The sequence below is a fragment of the Flammeovirgaceae bacterium genome (assembly GCA_015180985.1).
In the GTDB taxonomy this organism is placed as follows: domain Bacteria; phylum Bacteroidota; class Bacteroidia; order Cytophagales; family Cyclobacteriaceae; genus UBA2336.
Genome location: CP054185.1, coordinates 292,052 through 307,593 on the forward strand (window position 1 = coordinate 292,052; position 15,542 = coordinate 307,593).

Sequence of the window (15,542 nt, forward strand, 5' to 3'; positions counted from 1 at the left end):
GGCACCCCGCCAATGGCAGGATGCCTCGTTGATAAAAAGCGCACAGAGCACACGAAGAAAGACCCTCTCAATAAAAACTCCGTGACCCTGCGCGCATGTCGTTAACCGGCAACAGCGGGCATTGTTACCTGGTTTGGAATAAATATTTTAAACGTGGTGCCCACGCCCACCTGCGATTTCATTTCAACGGAACCCTTTAACCGCTCAACGGTATCCTTCAAAATGAACAGCCCCAATCCGGTTCCTTGCGATTGGGTGGTGGCCCTGAAGAAGAGATCATAAATTTTGTTTTGATACTTTTCTTCAATGCCGATGCCGTTGTCTTCTACAACCAGTACGCACTGTTGTCTATCGGTTTTGGCAGTTATCCGGATGACCGATTTTTCCTTAGTTACATCGGCATACTTGATAGCGTTGGTAACCAGGTTGGTCAGGATGGTTTTTACCCGAATCCGGTCGGAGAAAAATGCCTCCTCTTCATCAACCGCAGTTTCAATCGTCAGCCGGTCGGCCCGGTACAGGTTGCGTTGGCTTTCCAGTTCTTCGCGGATAAGTTCGCTGAGGTTTATCCGCTCCCGCTGTACCTCCATCTTCTCTGCACGGAAAAAATGGTTCATCTCTTCAATAAATCCGTTCAACTTGTGCAGGCTCTTCCGGATAAGCGCCAGGTATTCATCCTTTTGTTCAGCCGGGGCCTTTATGGCCAGGTCAACCAGCCCGAGGGCCGACATGAGCGGAGCCCGCAAATCGTGTGTGGTTTTATAAATAACCTGGTCGAGCTGCTTATTGGAATTAACCAGTTCTTTCTCCTTAAGCTTGCGCTGGGTAACATTGTGCAACTTAAGCACATGGCCGTTTTCTGGTGCGCCCTGGTTAATGCGGTAGATGGTAACATCAAAATACGTAGTGGTGCTCTTGCCTAACCGTAAACCGATTTCATACAATCTTCTTTCCTCAACACCCGCCAGGTGTTGTTTCCATTCTTCGGTTTTTTCAGGGCAAACAAAATCAAAGATGTTTTTGCCCAGCAGGGAAAGCGGTTCGGCTCCGTATTCTTTTACACCCGAAGAAATGTAGCGGATCCGAAAGTTTTTATCCACCACCGTAAAGATGTCGCCCGAGTTCTCTACCAACTCCCGGAAAATCCAATCCGCTCTTTCCATCCCCTTAAATTATCGCTGAAACCGGATTCAGCGCACATGTACTTCTTAAATAAGTATCGACATACTGCTCAACTGACCGGAAACCTTCAGGTTTGAACTGGTAAAGGTGCCCTGGTTAAGCTCCCACTTCAGTTTGCCGTCAACAATTTTGAAGTTGATGCAGCTGCCTTTTTGTCCCAGCCCACTGCCATCGGTTACAGTTAGTACGGGCTTGCCGGAGATGCTGTTTTTGATGTTCTCAAATTCTTTGCTTTTGTTTTTACCCAAATACACTACGTGGCAGGCAGCGGCTTCATCGGCCGAAGCAAGTTTTTTTACCACATACTTCTTGGCCCCTTTGGGTTTGCCATCGTACCATGCCTTGAGTGTATTAAACACATCGTCCTCGCCCATCACGCCCACTACAAAATCGCCACCTGCTCCTTCATCAGGCCATTGAACATACTTGATGAAGTTGAACACCATGGCCGCATGGATTTCGTGGTTCGGTCTTTCCTGTGCCCAGGCGGTACTTCCCGCCAGCAACACGGCAAAAAATACAACTGCTTTTTTCATATTCAGAGAGGTTTTGTTTATACGAATGTAAAATCTTAAATCAATATAGCCATTGAAGTAAGCGAACCGGAAACTTTCAGGTTCGAAGCCTCAATAGCTTTCTGATTCAACTCAAACTTGAGCTTGTTGTCAATATTCTTAAAGTTAATGCCACTGCCTTTCTCGCCTAAACCTGCTTTATCGGTAATCACCAATGTGCCTTTGCCTTTAACTTTGGTATTTACCGCTTCAAACTCACCGCTCTTTGATTTATCGATAAACACCACATGACAATCGGCCACATCGGCTGCTGAGTTGAATTTCTTAATCACATAGGTTTTGCTGCCGCGCGGTTTGCCGCCATACCAGCTGTTTAGTGTGGCAAACACATCGTTGTTGCCAATAACACCAATAACAAATTCGCCACTCTCAGTGTGATCGGGCCATTGAACGTATTTCACAAAGTTATACACCATCATAGAGTACACCTCGTGCAGGGGGCGCTCCTGTGCAAATACAGTTGTAGCAGAGGCTACCAGAAAGGTGAAGAGGATTTTCTTAATCATTTTCATACGGGTCAATTCGTTTAGTTGATTTTTACGATACAAAAATAGGCCCCTCTTTTTCGCTTGAGGAGCCTATCAAGACCCGTTTCTTATGGATGTAAGATTTTCAGGGTTTACTTAATGTACCGGAAATCGTGCCCCGGCTTAACCTGCAAAAGAACCTCAAAAATGAGCTTTATTACGTTTTCCACATCGTCTTTATGCACCGTCTCGACCGTGGTGTGCATGTATTTAAGGGGTAAGGAAATAAGCGCTGAGGCCACTCCTTCGGCCGAGTAGGCAAACGAATCGGTATCGGTGCCGGTGGAGCGGCTAACGGCCTGCCGCTGGAAGGGAATTTTCCGTTTTTGGGCTGTTTGAATGACCATTTTGAGAACATTATTCTGCACGGCCGGACCATAACAAAGCACCGGACCGCTGCCGCATTTAATATGACCCGTTTCCTTTTTGCTGTACATGGGCGAGCAGGTATCGTGTGTTACATCCGTACAAATTGCCAGATCGGGTTTTAACCTGCGCGAAATCATTTCAGCACCGCGCAAACCGATTTCTTCCTGCACCGAGTTGACGATGTACAGGCAGAACGGAAGTTTCCTTTTACCCTCCTTTAGTCTGCGGGCCACTTGGGCAATCATAAACCCACCCATCCGGTTATCGAGTGCGCGACCCACCAGATAATTCTTGTTCATCTCCATCAATTCATCTTCGAAGGTGATAACGCAACCTACATGTACACCCATTGCTTCTACTTCCTTCTTGCTTTCGCAGCCGATGTCGATAAAAATGTTTTTCAAGGAAGGTGGTTCTTCCTTGGCCGCATCGCGTACATGAATAGCCGGCCAGCCGAATACACCTTTTACAATGCCTTTTTCGGTATGGATGTTTACCCTCTTGGAGGGCGCTATCTGGTGATCGGACCCGCCATTGCGCTTAACATAAATGTAGCCGTCATCGGTAATGTAGCCAACAAACCAGGAGATCTCATCGGCATGCGCTTCAATAACCACTTTGTACTTTTCTTTCGGGTTAATAACGCCCACCACCGTGCCGTACACATCAACCAGGTAATCGTCAATGTAGGGCTTCAGGTAGTTGAGCCAGATTTGCTGGCCGGGGTATTCAAATCCGGTGGGTGAGGCATTGTTCAGGTAATCAAACAGGAAGGTTTTACTTTTTTTGTCCATAAGAAGTTAATCGGTTATTCTGATCGGGTAAAGATACTTAAATAAGGAGGTAATTACGTGACTCACCCCCTCCTTCCCCCTCTCTGCTGGCAGAGAGGGGGATGTCAGCCGAAGGATGACAGGGGGTGAGTCCAGGATTATTAGTTACAACGGAATATTCCCATGTTTTTTCCGGGGTAGTTTTGCCGCTTTATTCTCCAGCATCTTAAACGCACGGATTAACTTTTCGCGGGTCTGGTCAGGGTAGATCACTTCGTCAATATAGCCCCGGTGCGCAGCCCGATAGGGGGTAGCAAATTTGCGGGTATATTCCTCCACCTTTTCGTTGAGTTTGGCCTGGGGGTCAGCCGCTTCGGCAATTTCCTTTCGGAAAATAATTTCGGCCGCACCTTTGGCGCCCATCACGGCAATTTCGGCTGTGGGCCATGCGTAATTCAAATCGGCCCCGATGTGTTTGCTGTTCATCACATCATAGGCTCCGCCATACGCTTTGCGGGTAATTACTGTAACACGGGGCACGGTAGCCTCTGAAAATGCATAAAGCAATTTTGCACCGTTGGTAATGATGCCGTTCCACTCCTGGTCGGTACCCGGCAAAAAGCCCGGCACATCTTCAAACACCAACAGCGGAATGTTAAAGCAATCGCAAAAGCGAACAAAGCGTGCCCCTTTTACGCTCGCGTCAATATCCAGCACACCGGCCAGTGCAGCCGGCTGATTGCCGACAATACCAATGCTTCGGCCGGCCAATCGCGCAAAACCCACCACTATATTTTCGGCAAAGTTTTTATGTACTTCAAAAAAACTGCCCTCATCCACCGTGCCCGTAATCACTTCACGCATATCGTACGGCTGATTGGGGTTAGAGGGCACTATGGCATTCAATGCTTCCCGTTTTTCATCAGCCGGTGTGTAGGGTACAACGGGCACATCATCCTCACAATTCTGCGGCAGGTAACTCAGCAGTGTTTTGATCTGACGGATACATTCTACTTCATTGGCACAGGCAAAATGGGTTACCCCGCTTTTGGTGCTGTGCGTTTGCGCCCCGCCCAATTCTTCAGAAGTTACATCTTCGTGTGTAACGGTTTTAACCACATTCGGGCCGGTAACAAACATGAACGAAGTGTGCTCCACCATGAAAATAAAATCGGTAATAGCGGGTGAATACACCGCACCGCCTGCACACGGCCCCATGATGGCCGATATTTGCGGAATAACTCCTGATGCCAATGTGTTGCGATAGAAAATATCGGCATAGCCACCCAGCGACACCACGCCCTCCTGGATGCGCGCCCCGCCCGAATCGTTCAGACCGATGATCGGGGCGCCATTCTTCATGGCCAGTTCCATGATCTTCACAATCTTTTCGGCATGCGTTTCAGAAAGGGAGCCGCCAAACACGGTAAAATCCTGTGAGAACACATACACCAGTCTGCCGTTTACGGTGCCATAGCCGGTAACAACGCCATCACCCAGGTAGTGTTCCTTGTCCAGGCCAAAATCTTTGGCGCGGTGCATCACAAATTTGCCTAGCTCTTCGAAGGAGCCTTCATCCAGCAGCAAATGAATGCGCTCGCGGGCTGTTAACTTGCCCTTGGCATGTTGTTGTTCTATGCGCTTTTCACCGCCACCTAATAAGGCTTCGTTGTTCTTGCGGTCCAGCTCATCAAACTTCTGTTGCAGAATGGTATCGGGTGCTTTTCGCTTTGCCATGAAGAAGGGGATCAGCCCGAAATATAGTTAAAGGAAAGGAAGGTAGTAAATTGCCTTTTTTAAAGGCCATGACCAACCGTATTGCCATTATTGATCTGGGTACCAACACGTTTCACCTGCTGGTTGCGGAAAAAAAGAACGGAGTATTTTCCATTATTCATCGCGACAGGCGGGCGGTGAAGATTGGTAAAGGCGGCATTAATCAAAACCAGATTACCGATGAGGGGATGGCCCGCGCCCTGGAGACCATGCAATTGTTTAAAGATACCCTTGCAATGCACAATGTAGCCGTTGTTTATGCTTTCGGAACCAGCGCGTTGCGTCATGCCGTTAACCGGGATGAAGTACTAACTGCCATTAAATCTAAAACCAGCATTGAGGTTAAGGTGATTTCGGGTGAAGAAGAAGCGGAATACATTTATTACGGAGTGCGGTGGGCGCTGAACCCAGGCCATGAAAAAATGCTGATTATGGACATTGGCGGGGGCAGCGTGGAGTTTATTATTGCCAACGGCAACGAAATTTTCTGGAAGGTGAGCCTGGAAATAGGCGCCCAGCGGCTGCTGGAGAAATTTCAGCACCACGACCCGATAGCACCCGAAGAAATTGCTGCTCTTAACGACTACTTTGAAACGCAATTGCCTGAACTGAAAAAAGCATTGCAACTGCACCGGCCTTTTATCCTGGCCGGCTCTTCCGGAACGTTTGATACATTAAGCGACATCTATTGCATTCAGCAAAACCTGCTTACACAACCGGACGCACCCGAAACTCCGCTGACTATAGAAGCCTTTTACAAAATTTATGATGAACTGATTACCAAAAACCGCCAGCAGCGGCTGGCCATACCCGGCATGCTGGAGATGCGCGTTGACATGATTGTGGTAGCCTGCTGCCTGATACGGTATGTATTGCAACTACATGCTTTCACCGGCATCAGGGTATCAGGTTACTCAATGAAAGAAGGGGTGCTGGCAAGGCTTGGGAGCAGATAATAAAAAAAACAGGCCGCACACTTTATCAGTTGACACTTGACAAAATGCTATAAGTGAAATATATTCAATTGTATAAAGAACGGTATTAGGGGTTATTAGACGAGAACCCTCGCAAAAAATTAGAATTTAATGAGAATATATTTCATCATCGGACTTTTACTTGCATTCTCGCCCAGATTGTTTGCTCAAGAGACAACTGCTAATGCAATAGATAGTTCTTTAATGAATTCATTCAAGCATTTTGAACTAAAAATTGAACACTATAATTTAAGTGATACTGCCAATAATGAATTTGCCGCATATTTGATTAAAACTGGATTTAAAAATTATATGATAAGAAGGGAAGAGTTGAAAGAAAGTTCTTTAGATCAAAACAACAAAAGCAAACAAAATTTATTTAGGATTTTAAGCGAACCTTCCTTCAATCACCCCATTTGCTTTACAATAAGTATTAAAAATAACCAAAGATATTTAACATGGACAATTGGCAAAGGTTCTGGAGGATATGAACCTAAAGGGATTAAGAAAAAAGGAAAAGTTAAAATTCCGGATAAAGACTGGAATTATTTTAAACAATTAATTGATATTAATTCAATTGATACATTACCTCTAGCGTCCTATTTACCAATGACAGACGGGACATCATGGACAATCGAAAAAAATATTAATAATATTTACAAAATATATTTTACGAATACTCTACCAGCCGGACTTAAAGATGGCTTTGCTCTATTATCCCATATAAGTGGCATAAAGAACAATGAAATAACTCACTTTTTTAATGGAACAGAATTGAGATTCTTTGATAAGAATAACAATAAAATTAGTTTAGACAGTTTAGCAGAGAAAGTTAGGCTGCATTTGAATAATGATTTTTCTGAGAAACTCAAGGTTGACAAATATTGTTTCGATTGGGACATCTACATAAAAATCAACTCAAGAGAGAAAGTTAAATCAGTGAAATACATTCCATACATTTTACCACACCTTTCATTAAAAGATAGATTTGAATATTTTGTTGAAAATTTTGAAGATAGAAAATTTCTAAATGAAGTTAAGAAATCATTAAGTAGGATTACAATTTCTGAGTTTAATCTTTCGCAGAGTATATGGATTCCCGTTTATATAGGTTGCGACAAACAAAAGAGAATACTTAAATTCAATAGTTACTAACAACCCTAACAACGGCTATATGTAAGCTCCCCCTTTTTAGGACAACTCTAAATTAGAAAATTTATTCATTGTTATCATAGTAACCGGCTGTGGGTTTGTGGGAAACTCGTTTCGAGTTTTCCATAAATCCACTGCCAGCATGTCCGCAGGACTGCGACCTTCTAGCGCGTCATGGGGACGGTGGTAGTTATAATCATTCATCCACTCGTCTGCCAGGATTCTAACCTGGGTCAGCGATTCGAATACGTATGCATCAAGCACATCCTTCCGAAAGCTCCCATTAAAACGCTCGATGTATGCATTTTGGGAAGGTTTGCCTGGTTGAATGAATTGTAAATGGATACCATTCTCCTCGCACCATAAGCCAAGTTTGCTTGATATGAATTCGGGCCCATTATCAACCCTGATTCGCTTGGGTTTCCCTCTCCACCCAATGACTTGTTCCAGCACCCGTATCACCCGTTCGGCTCTCATTGAGGTGTCCACTTCAATAGCCAGAGCCTCGCGGTTAAAGTCATCCAGCAGGTTCAGCACCCTGAACTTACGACCTGACAAAAGAGAATCACTCATAAAATCCATCGACCAGCTTGCATTGATATGGCTAACCGCCTCCAGGGGCTGGAGCGCGCGTGCCGGTAACCTCTTTTTTCCTTTTCGCTTCATATTCAATTTCAATAGTTTATACACCCGGTGGATGCGTTTATGGTTCCATAATAATCCTTCCTTTCGTATCCTGAAGTACATTTTCCAAAAACCCTCCGTAGGCCGTTTCTCCGCTAAATCCTGAAGTTTGTCAATCACCACATGATCGTCCTTCTTACTTTGGTAGTAGTAAACCGAACGTGAGATATCCATCACTTTACAGGCCCGACCGAGGCTGACTTTAAATGTCGTTCTCAGATGGTCTACATGGGTTCGCTTCTCAGCGGGCCTTAATACTTTTTTCCCAAAACATCTTTAAGCATCTTGTTGTCCAGGGCCAGGTCGGCATACATCTGCTTGAGTTTCCGGTTTTCTTCCTCAAGTTCCTTAACCCGCTTGAGTTCGCTCATCTCCATGCCCCCGTATTTTGCCTTCCAGTTATAAATGGTGGCTTTCGAAATCCCCTGATCGCGGGCAATATCCTGGATGTTTTTGCCAGCATCAAACTCCTTGAGAATGTTGAAAATCTGGACTTCGGTGAATCGTGTTCTTTTCATAGTTAACAGTTTAAAGTTAGACCTTTTGTCTAATTCAAAACTGTCCTATTTTCGGGGGAGCTTACATATACATCATTGCTTTTATTTAATTATTTTTAAAAGATAAAAGCAATGCTGTATAGCCAAACGTTAGCGATCACAGTTACGTAGTCGTTGCTTTATTTACCAAGCCTCCTGAACCCGCAACAGCACAAACACAAACGTTATTCTACAACCCGCTCACCTGCCTGTCCTTCGGGTATTTCACTTCGTACTTAAACACCACCTTCTTCGATTCATTGGGCTGAAGGTTCATTTCCCACACCAGCTTGCCGGTGTCTTTGGTGTACTTCGCACCACCAACATCAACAACAGTTACTTCAATCTGGCTGATCTTGGATATGGGCACCTGGTCTTCCATTACCAGTTTTACCGGCTCGTTGCGCGTGTTGCGTACGGTAATTTCCCAGGCAGCCGTCTCGCGGATGCTGGAACCAATGGCTTTGCGCGATGTAAAATCCTTTACGCGCTCGCGCTGCACCACAATGCGCTTGTCGCGGCCCAGTGAAACGGAGATGGTGTCCTTCACGTTGTTCGGGTCAATAAACGAGTTGCCTACAAAGGTTCCTTCAAAAAACACGTTGGCCTCACCGGGCAACAGGCTGAAGTCCTCCCAGCCCGTGGCGCGGGCCATCAAAAAGGCATCGTTATCCAGCTTGGGCGCCACGGCATAGCGGTAGTCGGCCTTCATTTCGTGATTGCGGATGTCCACCAGTGTAGGCTTTGATGCCGAAACCACCGTGTAGGGCAGGCTGATGTCAAACTCGGTATTCAGACTGGTCTGAATGGTTTGCGTGTAATCGGCAACACTCTTTTGCTCTGTTGGAGGAACTTCTATGCTCAGCTCCACTTCTTCAGCCTTTTCAGGGGCAGCCCGGTGAACTGCTCCCATCCGGGAAATTTCGCGTTGCTTGTAGGTAGGATAATAAAAATCAAGGTACCAGGTGTACAGCTCGGGCTTGGTGCCGCCCAGGCTGGGGTTGGCGGTGGAGAGTTTCAGCCGCACATCTTTCCAGTCTTCGCCTGTGCTTTGAAACACATTGGCTTTGTAACTTAACTGGATCGGGCTCTTTGTATTCACCGCCCGCAGGTCGTACACGGCATACCAGCCGGCATTGGCCACCACGTAATTTACTTCCAGGTCAACAGTGCCGGCCGTTTCAGCCGCCAGGCTTATCACAATCTCGCTGGTATTGCGGCTGTACAATTCGTTTTGCTCCTGGATTTGCTGATTGAGTTTACTGATGCGCTCGTTGGTTTTGCGGATCTTCTCATCGCTTTTGATTTTGGCCATCCCGATTTCGCCCAGGCGGCTGCGGTAAAACTCGGCCATGGCCTTCAGTTCATTTACGGTAATATTCTGGTTATTCCCCCCGATCTTCTGATTGGCCAGCAGCAACTGCTCTTCTTTGCTGAGCACATCTTTTTGTTGCTGTTCTATGAGTAATAATCGTTTATAATAGTCAAGCGAATCGTTCAACACACGCAGGCTTTTCGGCAGGTTAAATTCGCTGATAAAATTCTGGCGGTGATTGATACCCAGCAAAATAAAATTTCCTTTACCCGAAACCTGCACGCTTTGCTGATCGAGCTGCGCGGTGAGGCCCGAAAGCACCAGGCTGGTTTTGCCGGCCTCCACGCGGGTTTTAAGTTCGCGGGTTACCTGGGCGCGGTTTAAGAAAACGGTTACGCGGGTAATTTTTGAATCAACCGGCTTTTCGGGCTGTGCAATAGCATAACCGGCAACAACTAACAGAATCAGTAACAGGCTAACGGGCTTCATAAGTTAAAATTTATCTCTTCAGATGCAGGCATGCACCCTTTTTCACAAACCAAAGTAAATCTTTTTTACCCACCCGCCATACTGGCAGGTTGTCTATCTTTGCCGCACATGAGTACCCGCACATACACCATCTCCGAACTGAAAAATTTTGCTTATTCAGTCTTTACAAAAATGGGTTGCCCTGAAACCGATGCCCGGCTGGCAGCCGATGCGCTGCTGGCAGCCGATGTGCGTGGTATTGATTCACATGGCGTAGCCCGGCTTTCAGGGTATGTGCGATTATGGGAAGCCAACCGCATTAACCCAACACCTGCAATCCGGATTGTACATGAGTCACCTGGAACGGCAACCGTTGATGGCGATGCCGGCCTGGGCCTGGTGGTAGCGCCAAAAGCCATGGCCATAGCCATTGAAAAGGCAAAAGCGTGCGGCACCGGCTGGGTGGCGGTGCGCAACTCCAACCATTTTGGCATTGCCGGCTATCATACCATGCTCGCCCTTGAGCACGATATGATTGGCTGGGCCATGACCAACGCCAGTCCGCTGGTGGCGCCCACCTTTTCAACCGAGCGGTTGCTGGGCACTAACCCGATTTCGGTAGCCATACCGGCCGGCAAGCAACCACCCTTTGTGCTGGATATGGCCACCACTACTGCAGCCAACGGTAAGCTGGAAATACTTCAGCGAAAGAATAAAGAAGCGCCACTCGGGTGGATACAAACGAAAGACGGCAAGCCCTCCGCCAACCCGCACGAACTGAAAGCAGGTGGCGCGCTCATTCCGCTGGGCAGCGATTATGAACACGGCAGCCACAAGGGCTACGGACTTGGGGCGATGGTGGATATCCTTTCGGCTGTATTAAGCGGGGCAAACTACGGCCCTTGGGTGCCGCCCTTTGTTGCTTTTTTGCAACCCCCGGCCGACCCGGTGGGTAGCGGCATCGGGCATTTTTTAGGAGCCATGCGCATTGATGCGTTCCGGCCGGCCGAAGAATTTAAGCAGCACATGGATACCTGGATTGAACGATTCCGTTCGGCTAAACCAGTGGAGGGAAACTCATCCGTGTTAATTCATGGAGACCCCGAACGTCAAATGACAGACAAGCGCTTGAAGGAAGGAGTAGAATTAAATCCTGCTGTTGAAAAAGATTTAAAGGAACTGGCCGCCAGGTTCGGTCTTTCGTTTTAGAAGCTAATTCCACCAATGGTTATACCTGCCCGGATTACCCACGGACTCTGGTACGGAGTGTATAAACTTGATGAGGCCGTGTACGAAAAATTATAGAGGGCCATTACAAAGAACGCAGCATTCCTGCCCATGGGCTGAATAAAACCACCACCAGCCAGAAAACTGTTAAATGTGCTGCGCGCGGTTTCTCCAAAGCCAACATAGTATTCGTAATTGAGGTGTTCGAATTCTGTTTGAATGAAGATGCCGTTATACACCGTGAACCGTGCAAACGGGTTAAAGGCGTAATCGTTAAAAGTAATGGGTGGGTTTATTGTTTTATATTTTGTGTAACGGTACGTTAAGCCGGTGCCGGCTATAAATTTTTTGGTAATGGCATACCCGATAATCGGTGAAACAGAAATGAAGTCCATCGTGTTGCCAAAACTTAATCCTAGTCCGCCACCGGTAACGATGCGCTCCTTTGCGGGCACTCCTTCCAGGCTGTTGTTTTTTCCTTGTGAAAAAGCAGTCAGGGGGCCCAGCACGATAATACAACTTAAAAGGAATGGCTTCATCGTAAACGAAGGTTTATTCTTCAACGATAACAAATACATCTTCATTATCTTTCTTCATCAGGTATTTTTCGCGGGCAAATTTTTCGAGCGATTCCCGATCACCGAACAACTCGTTCTTATCCTGCTCAACCTCTTTTATTTTTTGCTGGTAGTACGCCTTTTCGTTCTCCAGCGCCCGTAACTTAGCCGACAGGCGGTAGCGCGAAATCAGATCATTGGAATCCAGAAACAGCATCCAGATAAAAAAAATAAGGCCGGTAATCACATAAAAATTACGGAAGGCCTTCGGCAATTTCTTCCACATAGCTTAAAAAATGATGTCTAAGGTAGCGCTAATTACGGGAGATTACAACCCTGTATTCCAAGGTGGTCAGAACTTCTTTCCCGGAAAGTACGCCACCTCGCCCAGTTCTTCTTCAATGCGGATAAGCTGGTTGTATTTGGCCATCCGGTCAGATCGAGAAGCGGAGCCGGTCTTAATCTGTCCGGTATTCAAGGCTACTGCCAGGTCGGCAATGGTGCTGTCTTCGGTTTCGCCCGAGCGGTGCGACATCACACTCTTGTAACCATTGCGCCTGGCCAGATTAACGGCATCAATCGTTTCCGTTAAAGAACCAATCTGATTCACCTTTATAAGGATGGCATTGGCAATACCATCGTCAATTCCTTTTTGAAGCCGCTTTACGTTGGTCACAAAAAGGTCATCGCCCACCAGTTGTACTTTCTTGCCCACCTTGTCGCTTAATGCTTTCCACCCGGTCCAGTCATCCTCGGCCATGCCGTCTTCAAGCGAAATAATCGGATATTTCTTTATCCAGTTGGCCCAATAATCGGCCATTTCTATCGGCTTCAGTTTTTTACCGGACGACTTTTTGAAGTGATATACTTTGGCTTTGGAGTCGTAGAACTCCGAAGCGGCCGGATCAAGCGCGATAAAAATATCCGAGCCGGGTTTGTAGCCGGCTTTTTCAATCGCTTTCAGTACCACTTCAATAGCCTCTTCGTTCGACTTCAGGTTTGGAGCAAAACCGCCTTCATCGCCCACGTTGGTAGATAATCCTTTGTCGTGCAGCACTTTCTTCAGGGTATGAAAAACTTCGGCACCCATGCGCAGCGCTTCTGAAAACGTGTCGGCCCCTACGGGCATTACCATAAACTCCTGGAAGTCGATGGCATTGTCGGCATGACTTCCGCCATTCAGGATATTCATCATCGGCACGGGCAGCGTGTTGGCGCTCACACCACCCATGTAGCGATACAGGGGCATGCCGGCTTCCATGGCCGCTGCTTTGGCGATGGCCAGTGAAGTGCCGAGTATGGCATTGGCGCCAATCTTCGATTTGTTGGGCGTACCATCCAACTCGATCATGATTTTATCGAGCAGGTTCTGTTCAAAAACAGAAAAGCCAACCACTTCAGCCGCGATTTTATTGTTTACGTTATCCACGGCCTTCAGCACACCTTTGCCGAGGTATTTTTTCTTATCACCATCACGCAACTCTACAGCTTCATGTGTTCCGGTTGATGCTCCGGATGGTACGGCCGCGCGTCCGTAAGCTCCGCTTTCGGTAACTACATCAACTTCAATAGTGGGATTGCCGCGGCTGTCCAGTATCTGCCGGGCGTGAATACTTTCAATTAAACTCATAGGTGCTTTGAATTTCTAAATGGCAACTTTCATTTCACTTTTCCGGATCATGGAAACAAACTGCTCAAACAGGTAGCGTGAGTCGTGTGGTCCGGGTGATGCTTCCGGGTGGTACTGTACCGAAAAGGCCTGCTTGTTTTTAAGACGAATGCCCATGATGGTGTTGTCGTTCAGGTGAAGATGAGTGACTTCTACCTCGTTATTTTTCTCAATATCTTTTTCGCTTACGGCAAACCCGTGATTCTGCGATGTGATTTCACCCAACCCGGTTACCAGGTTTTTAACCGGATGGTTAAGTCCCCGATGGCCGTGATGCATTTTGTAGGTTGAAAGTCCGCAGGCCAGGGCCAGCAATTGATGGCCGAGGCATATCCCAAACAACGGTTTATCGGCATCAAGTATTTTCTTTACCGTGGTGATGGCATACTCCATTACCGCTGGATCGCCCGGGCCATTGGAAATAAAGTACCCGTGCGGATTCCACTGCTCCATCATTTCGAACGATGTCTTTGCCGGAAACACCTGAATGTAGCAGCCCACCCTGGCCAGGTTGGTAAGGATACTTTTCTTGATGCCCACATCAAGCGCGGCAACCCGGTAATCGGAATCGCTGCTTCCGAAAAAATAGGGTTTTGAAGTAGAAACTTTGGACGCAAGTTCAAGGCCGTCCATCGAGGGCACGTTCAGAATTTCCTTTTTCATCTGCTCCGGTGTAAGTTCGGAAGAGATCAGAGCATTCATCGCTCCCTTGCTGCGGATGTGCCTTACGAGCATCCGGGTATCCACATCAGCAATCCCGGTTATCTTATGTTTCTCAAGATAATGTTGCAGACTTTCGCGTGCGGTTGCCCGGCTGAATTCAGTTGAAAATTCGTTTACCACGATGCCGCTGATTTTGGGCGAATCAGATTCCTGCTCGGCATCCACCGTTCCGTAGTTTCCAATATGGGCTGTGGTGTTCACAATAATCTGCCCGAAATATGACGGGTCGGTGTAGATTTCCTGATAGCCCGTCATGCCGGTATTGAAACAGATTTCACCACCGGTTGTGCCCGGGCTACCGACCAGGTTGCCTTCCACCAACAGGCCATCTTGCAGTAAGAGGTACGCTTTCTTTTTCACTTCGATTCAGGTTTAACAAAAATAGTCCGCAATCCGATATGACAGACCTTTACCCGGTAATTTTTGCAGACACTCGCAAAAACGCAATAAAAAAAGGGATTGAACCAAATGCCCAATCCCTTTTGTATGCCGAATCGCACGTTATTCTTTATCTTTTTTATCCGATTTCTTTTTAGCGGGTTTCTTTTCGGCTTTAGGTTCTGAAGCAACGGTTTCAGTTGTTTCAGCGGCTGTTTCCTCCTTTTTGCCCTTAGTCCCCCGGCTTCTGCGGGTCTTGCCTTTCTTGGCCACGGCTTCCTTGCCGTATAGTTCGTTAAAGTCAACCAGTTCAATCAGGCACATTTCGGCATTATCGCCCAGGCGTACATCGCCCATTTTAATAATACGGGTATAACCGCCCTGACGCTCGGCTATGCGGGAAGCCACGGTACCGAACAACTCGCTAACTGACTCCTTATTTTGGAGGTACGAGAATACTGTTCTGCGCGAGTGGGTTGAATCCGTTTTGGCTTTTGTCAGCAAAGGCTCAACGTATTTACGCAAAGCTTTGGCCTTAGCAACCGTGGTGGTAATGCGCTTTTTAAGGATGAGCGAACTGGCCATGTTGGAGAGCATTGCTTTCCGATGGCTGGACGTTCTTCCCAGATGATTTACTTTCTTACCGTGTCTCATGAT

General features: G+C 47.0%; 14 protein-coding genes and 1 pseudogene. 3 read left to right on the forward strand and 12 right to left on the reverse strand.

Translation table 11 applies throughout. From position 1 onward, the window contains the following. Positions 1 to 101: 101 nt before the first annotated feature. From HRU69_01380 to HRU69_01400, 5 genes are all read right to left on the reverse strand, one after another. Positions 102 to 1,163, reverse strand: a complete 1,062-nt coding sequence (locus tag HRU69_01380) for a PAS domain-containing sensor histidine kinase (GenBank protein QOI96205.1) — start codon at positions 1,161 to 1,163, stop codon at positions 102 to 104. A 45-nt stretch (positions 1,164 to 1,208) separates the two neighbouring features. After that, a complete protein-coding gene (locus HRU69_01385) occupies positions 1,209 to 1,718 on the reverse strand; it encodes a YfiR family protein (GenBank protein ID QOI96206.1) in 510 nt (169 codons plus the stop codon). 35 nt (positions 1,719 to 1,753) lie between these two features. Continuing rightward, the gene (locus HRU69_01390) at positions 1,754 to 2,269 is read right to left on the reverse strand and encodes a YfiR family protein (GenBank protein QOI96207.1); all 516 of its coding nucleotides are present in this window, start codon (positions 2,267 to 2,269) and stop codon (positions 1,754 to 1,756) included. A gap of 107 nt (positions 2,270 to 2,376) precedes the next feature. Further along, complete coding sequence (locus HRU69_01395) at positions 2,377 to 3,447, reverse strand: M42 family metallopeptidase (GenBank protein ID QOI96208.1); 1,071 nt, start codon at positions 3,445 to 3,447, stop codon at positions 2,377 to 2,379. A gap of 144 nt (positions 3,448 to 3,591) precedes the next feature. Further along, a complete protein-coding gene (locus tag HRU69_01400) occupies positions 3,592 to 5,163 on the reverse strand; it encodes an acyl-CoA carboxylase subunit beta (GenBank protein QOI96209.1) in 1,572 nt (523 codons plus the stop codon). 68 nt (positions 5,164 to 5,231) lie between these two features. Between HRU69_01400 and HRU69_01405 the strand changes: the two genes are divergently transcribed. Beyond that, positions 5,232 to 6,158, forward strand: a complete 927-nt coding sequence (locus HRU69_01405) for an exopolyphosphatase (protein ID QOI96210.1) — start codon at positions 5,232 to 5,234, stop codon at positions 6,156 to 6,158. A 129-nt stretch (positions 6,159 to 6,287) separates the two neighbouring features. Next, on the forward strand, positions 6,288 to 7,331 hold the full coding sequence (locus HRU69_01410) for a hypothetical protein (protein ID QOI96211.1): 1,044 nt from the start codon (positions 6,288 to 6,290) through the stop codon (positions 7,329 to 7,331). A 135-nt stretch (positions 7,332 to 7,466) separates the two neighbouring features. Here HRU69_01410 and HRU69_01415 read toward each other — a convergent pair. Both HRU69_01415 and HRU69_01420 read right to left on the reverse strand, forming a co-directional pair. Then, positions 7,467 to 8,530: pseudogene (locus HRU69_01415) on the reverse strand (IS3 family transposase). Positions 8,531 to 8,738: 208 nt separating this feature from the next. Next, positions 8,739 to 10,352, reverse strand: a complete 1,614-nt coding sequence (locus HRU69_01420) for a DUF4139 domain-containing protein (protein ID QOI96212.1) — start codon at positions 10,350 to 10,352, stop codon at positions 8,739 to 8,741. A gap of 108 nt (positions 10,353 to 10,460) precedes the next feature. Here HRU69_01420 and HRU69_01425 point away from each other — a divergent pair, with 108 nt between their 5' ends. Continuing rightward, the gene (locus HRU69_01425) at positions 10,461 to 11,540 is read left to right on the forward strand and encodes an Ldh family oxidoreductase (GenBank protein QOI96213.1); all 1,080 of its coding nucleotides are present in this window, start codon (positions 10,461 to 10,463) and stop codon (positions 11,538 to 11,540) included. On the opposite strand, the gene HRU69_01430 is transcribed toward HRU69_01425, so the two are convergent. From HRU69_01430 to rplQ, 5 genes are all read right to left on the reverse strand, one after another. Further along, entirely contained in the window at positions 11,537 to 12,097 is a 561-nt protein-coding gene (locus HRU69_01430; GenBank protein ID QOI96214.1) for a hypothetical protein, read from the reverse strand. The genes HRU69_01425 and HRU69_01430 overlap by 4 nt on opposite strands. Before the next feature lie 13 nt (positions 12,098 to 12,110). Beyond that, positions 12,111 to 12,401 (reverse strand): septum formation initiator family protein, encoded by a 291-nt coding sequence (locus tag HRU69_01435; protein QOI96215.1) that lies wholly within the window; start codon positions 12,399 to 12,401, stop codon positions 12,111 to 12,113. 66 nt (positions 12,402 to 12,467) lie between these two features. Further along, entirely contained in the window at positions 12,468 to 13,745 is a 1,278-nt protein-coding gene (gene eno, locus HRU69_01440) for a phosphopyruvate hydratase (GenBank protein ID QOI96216.1), read from the reverse strand. Between the two features lie 15 nt (positions 13,746 to 13,760). Then, positions 13,761 to 14,873 (reverse strand): glutamine-hydrolyzing carbamoyl-phosphate synthase small subunit, encoded by a 1,113-nt coding sequence (gene carA, locus HRU69_01445; GenBank protein ID QOI98795.1) that lies wholly within the window; start codon positions 14,871 to 14,873, stop codon positions 13,761 to 13,763. A gap of 135 nt (positions 14,874 to 15,008) precedes the next feature. Next, positions 15,009 to 15,539 carry a 50S ribosomal protein L17 gene (gene rplQ, locus HRU69_01450; protein ID QOI96217.1) on the reverse strand — a complete coding sequence of 177 codons (531 nt, stop codon included), beginning with the start codon at positions 15,537 to 15,539 and terminating at the stop codon, positions 15,009 to 15,011. Between the last annotated feature and the right edge of the window lie 3 nt (positions 15,540 to 15,542).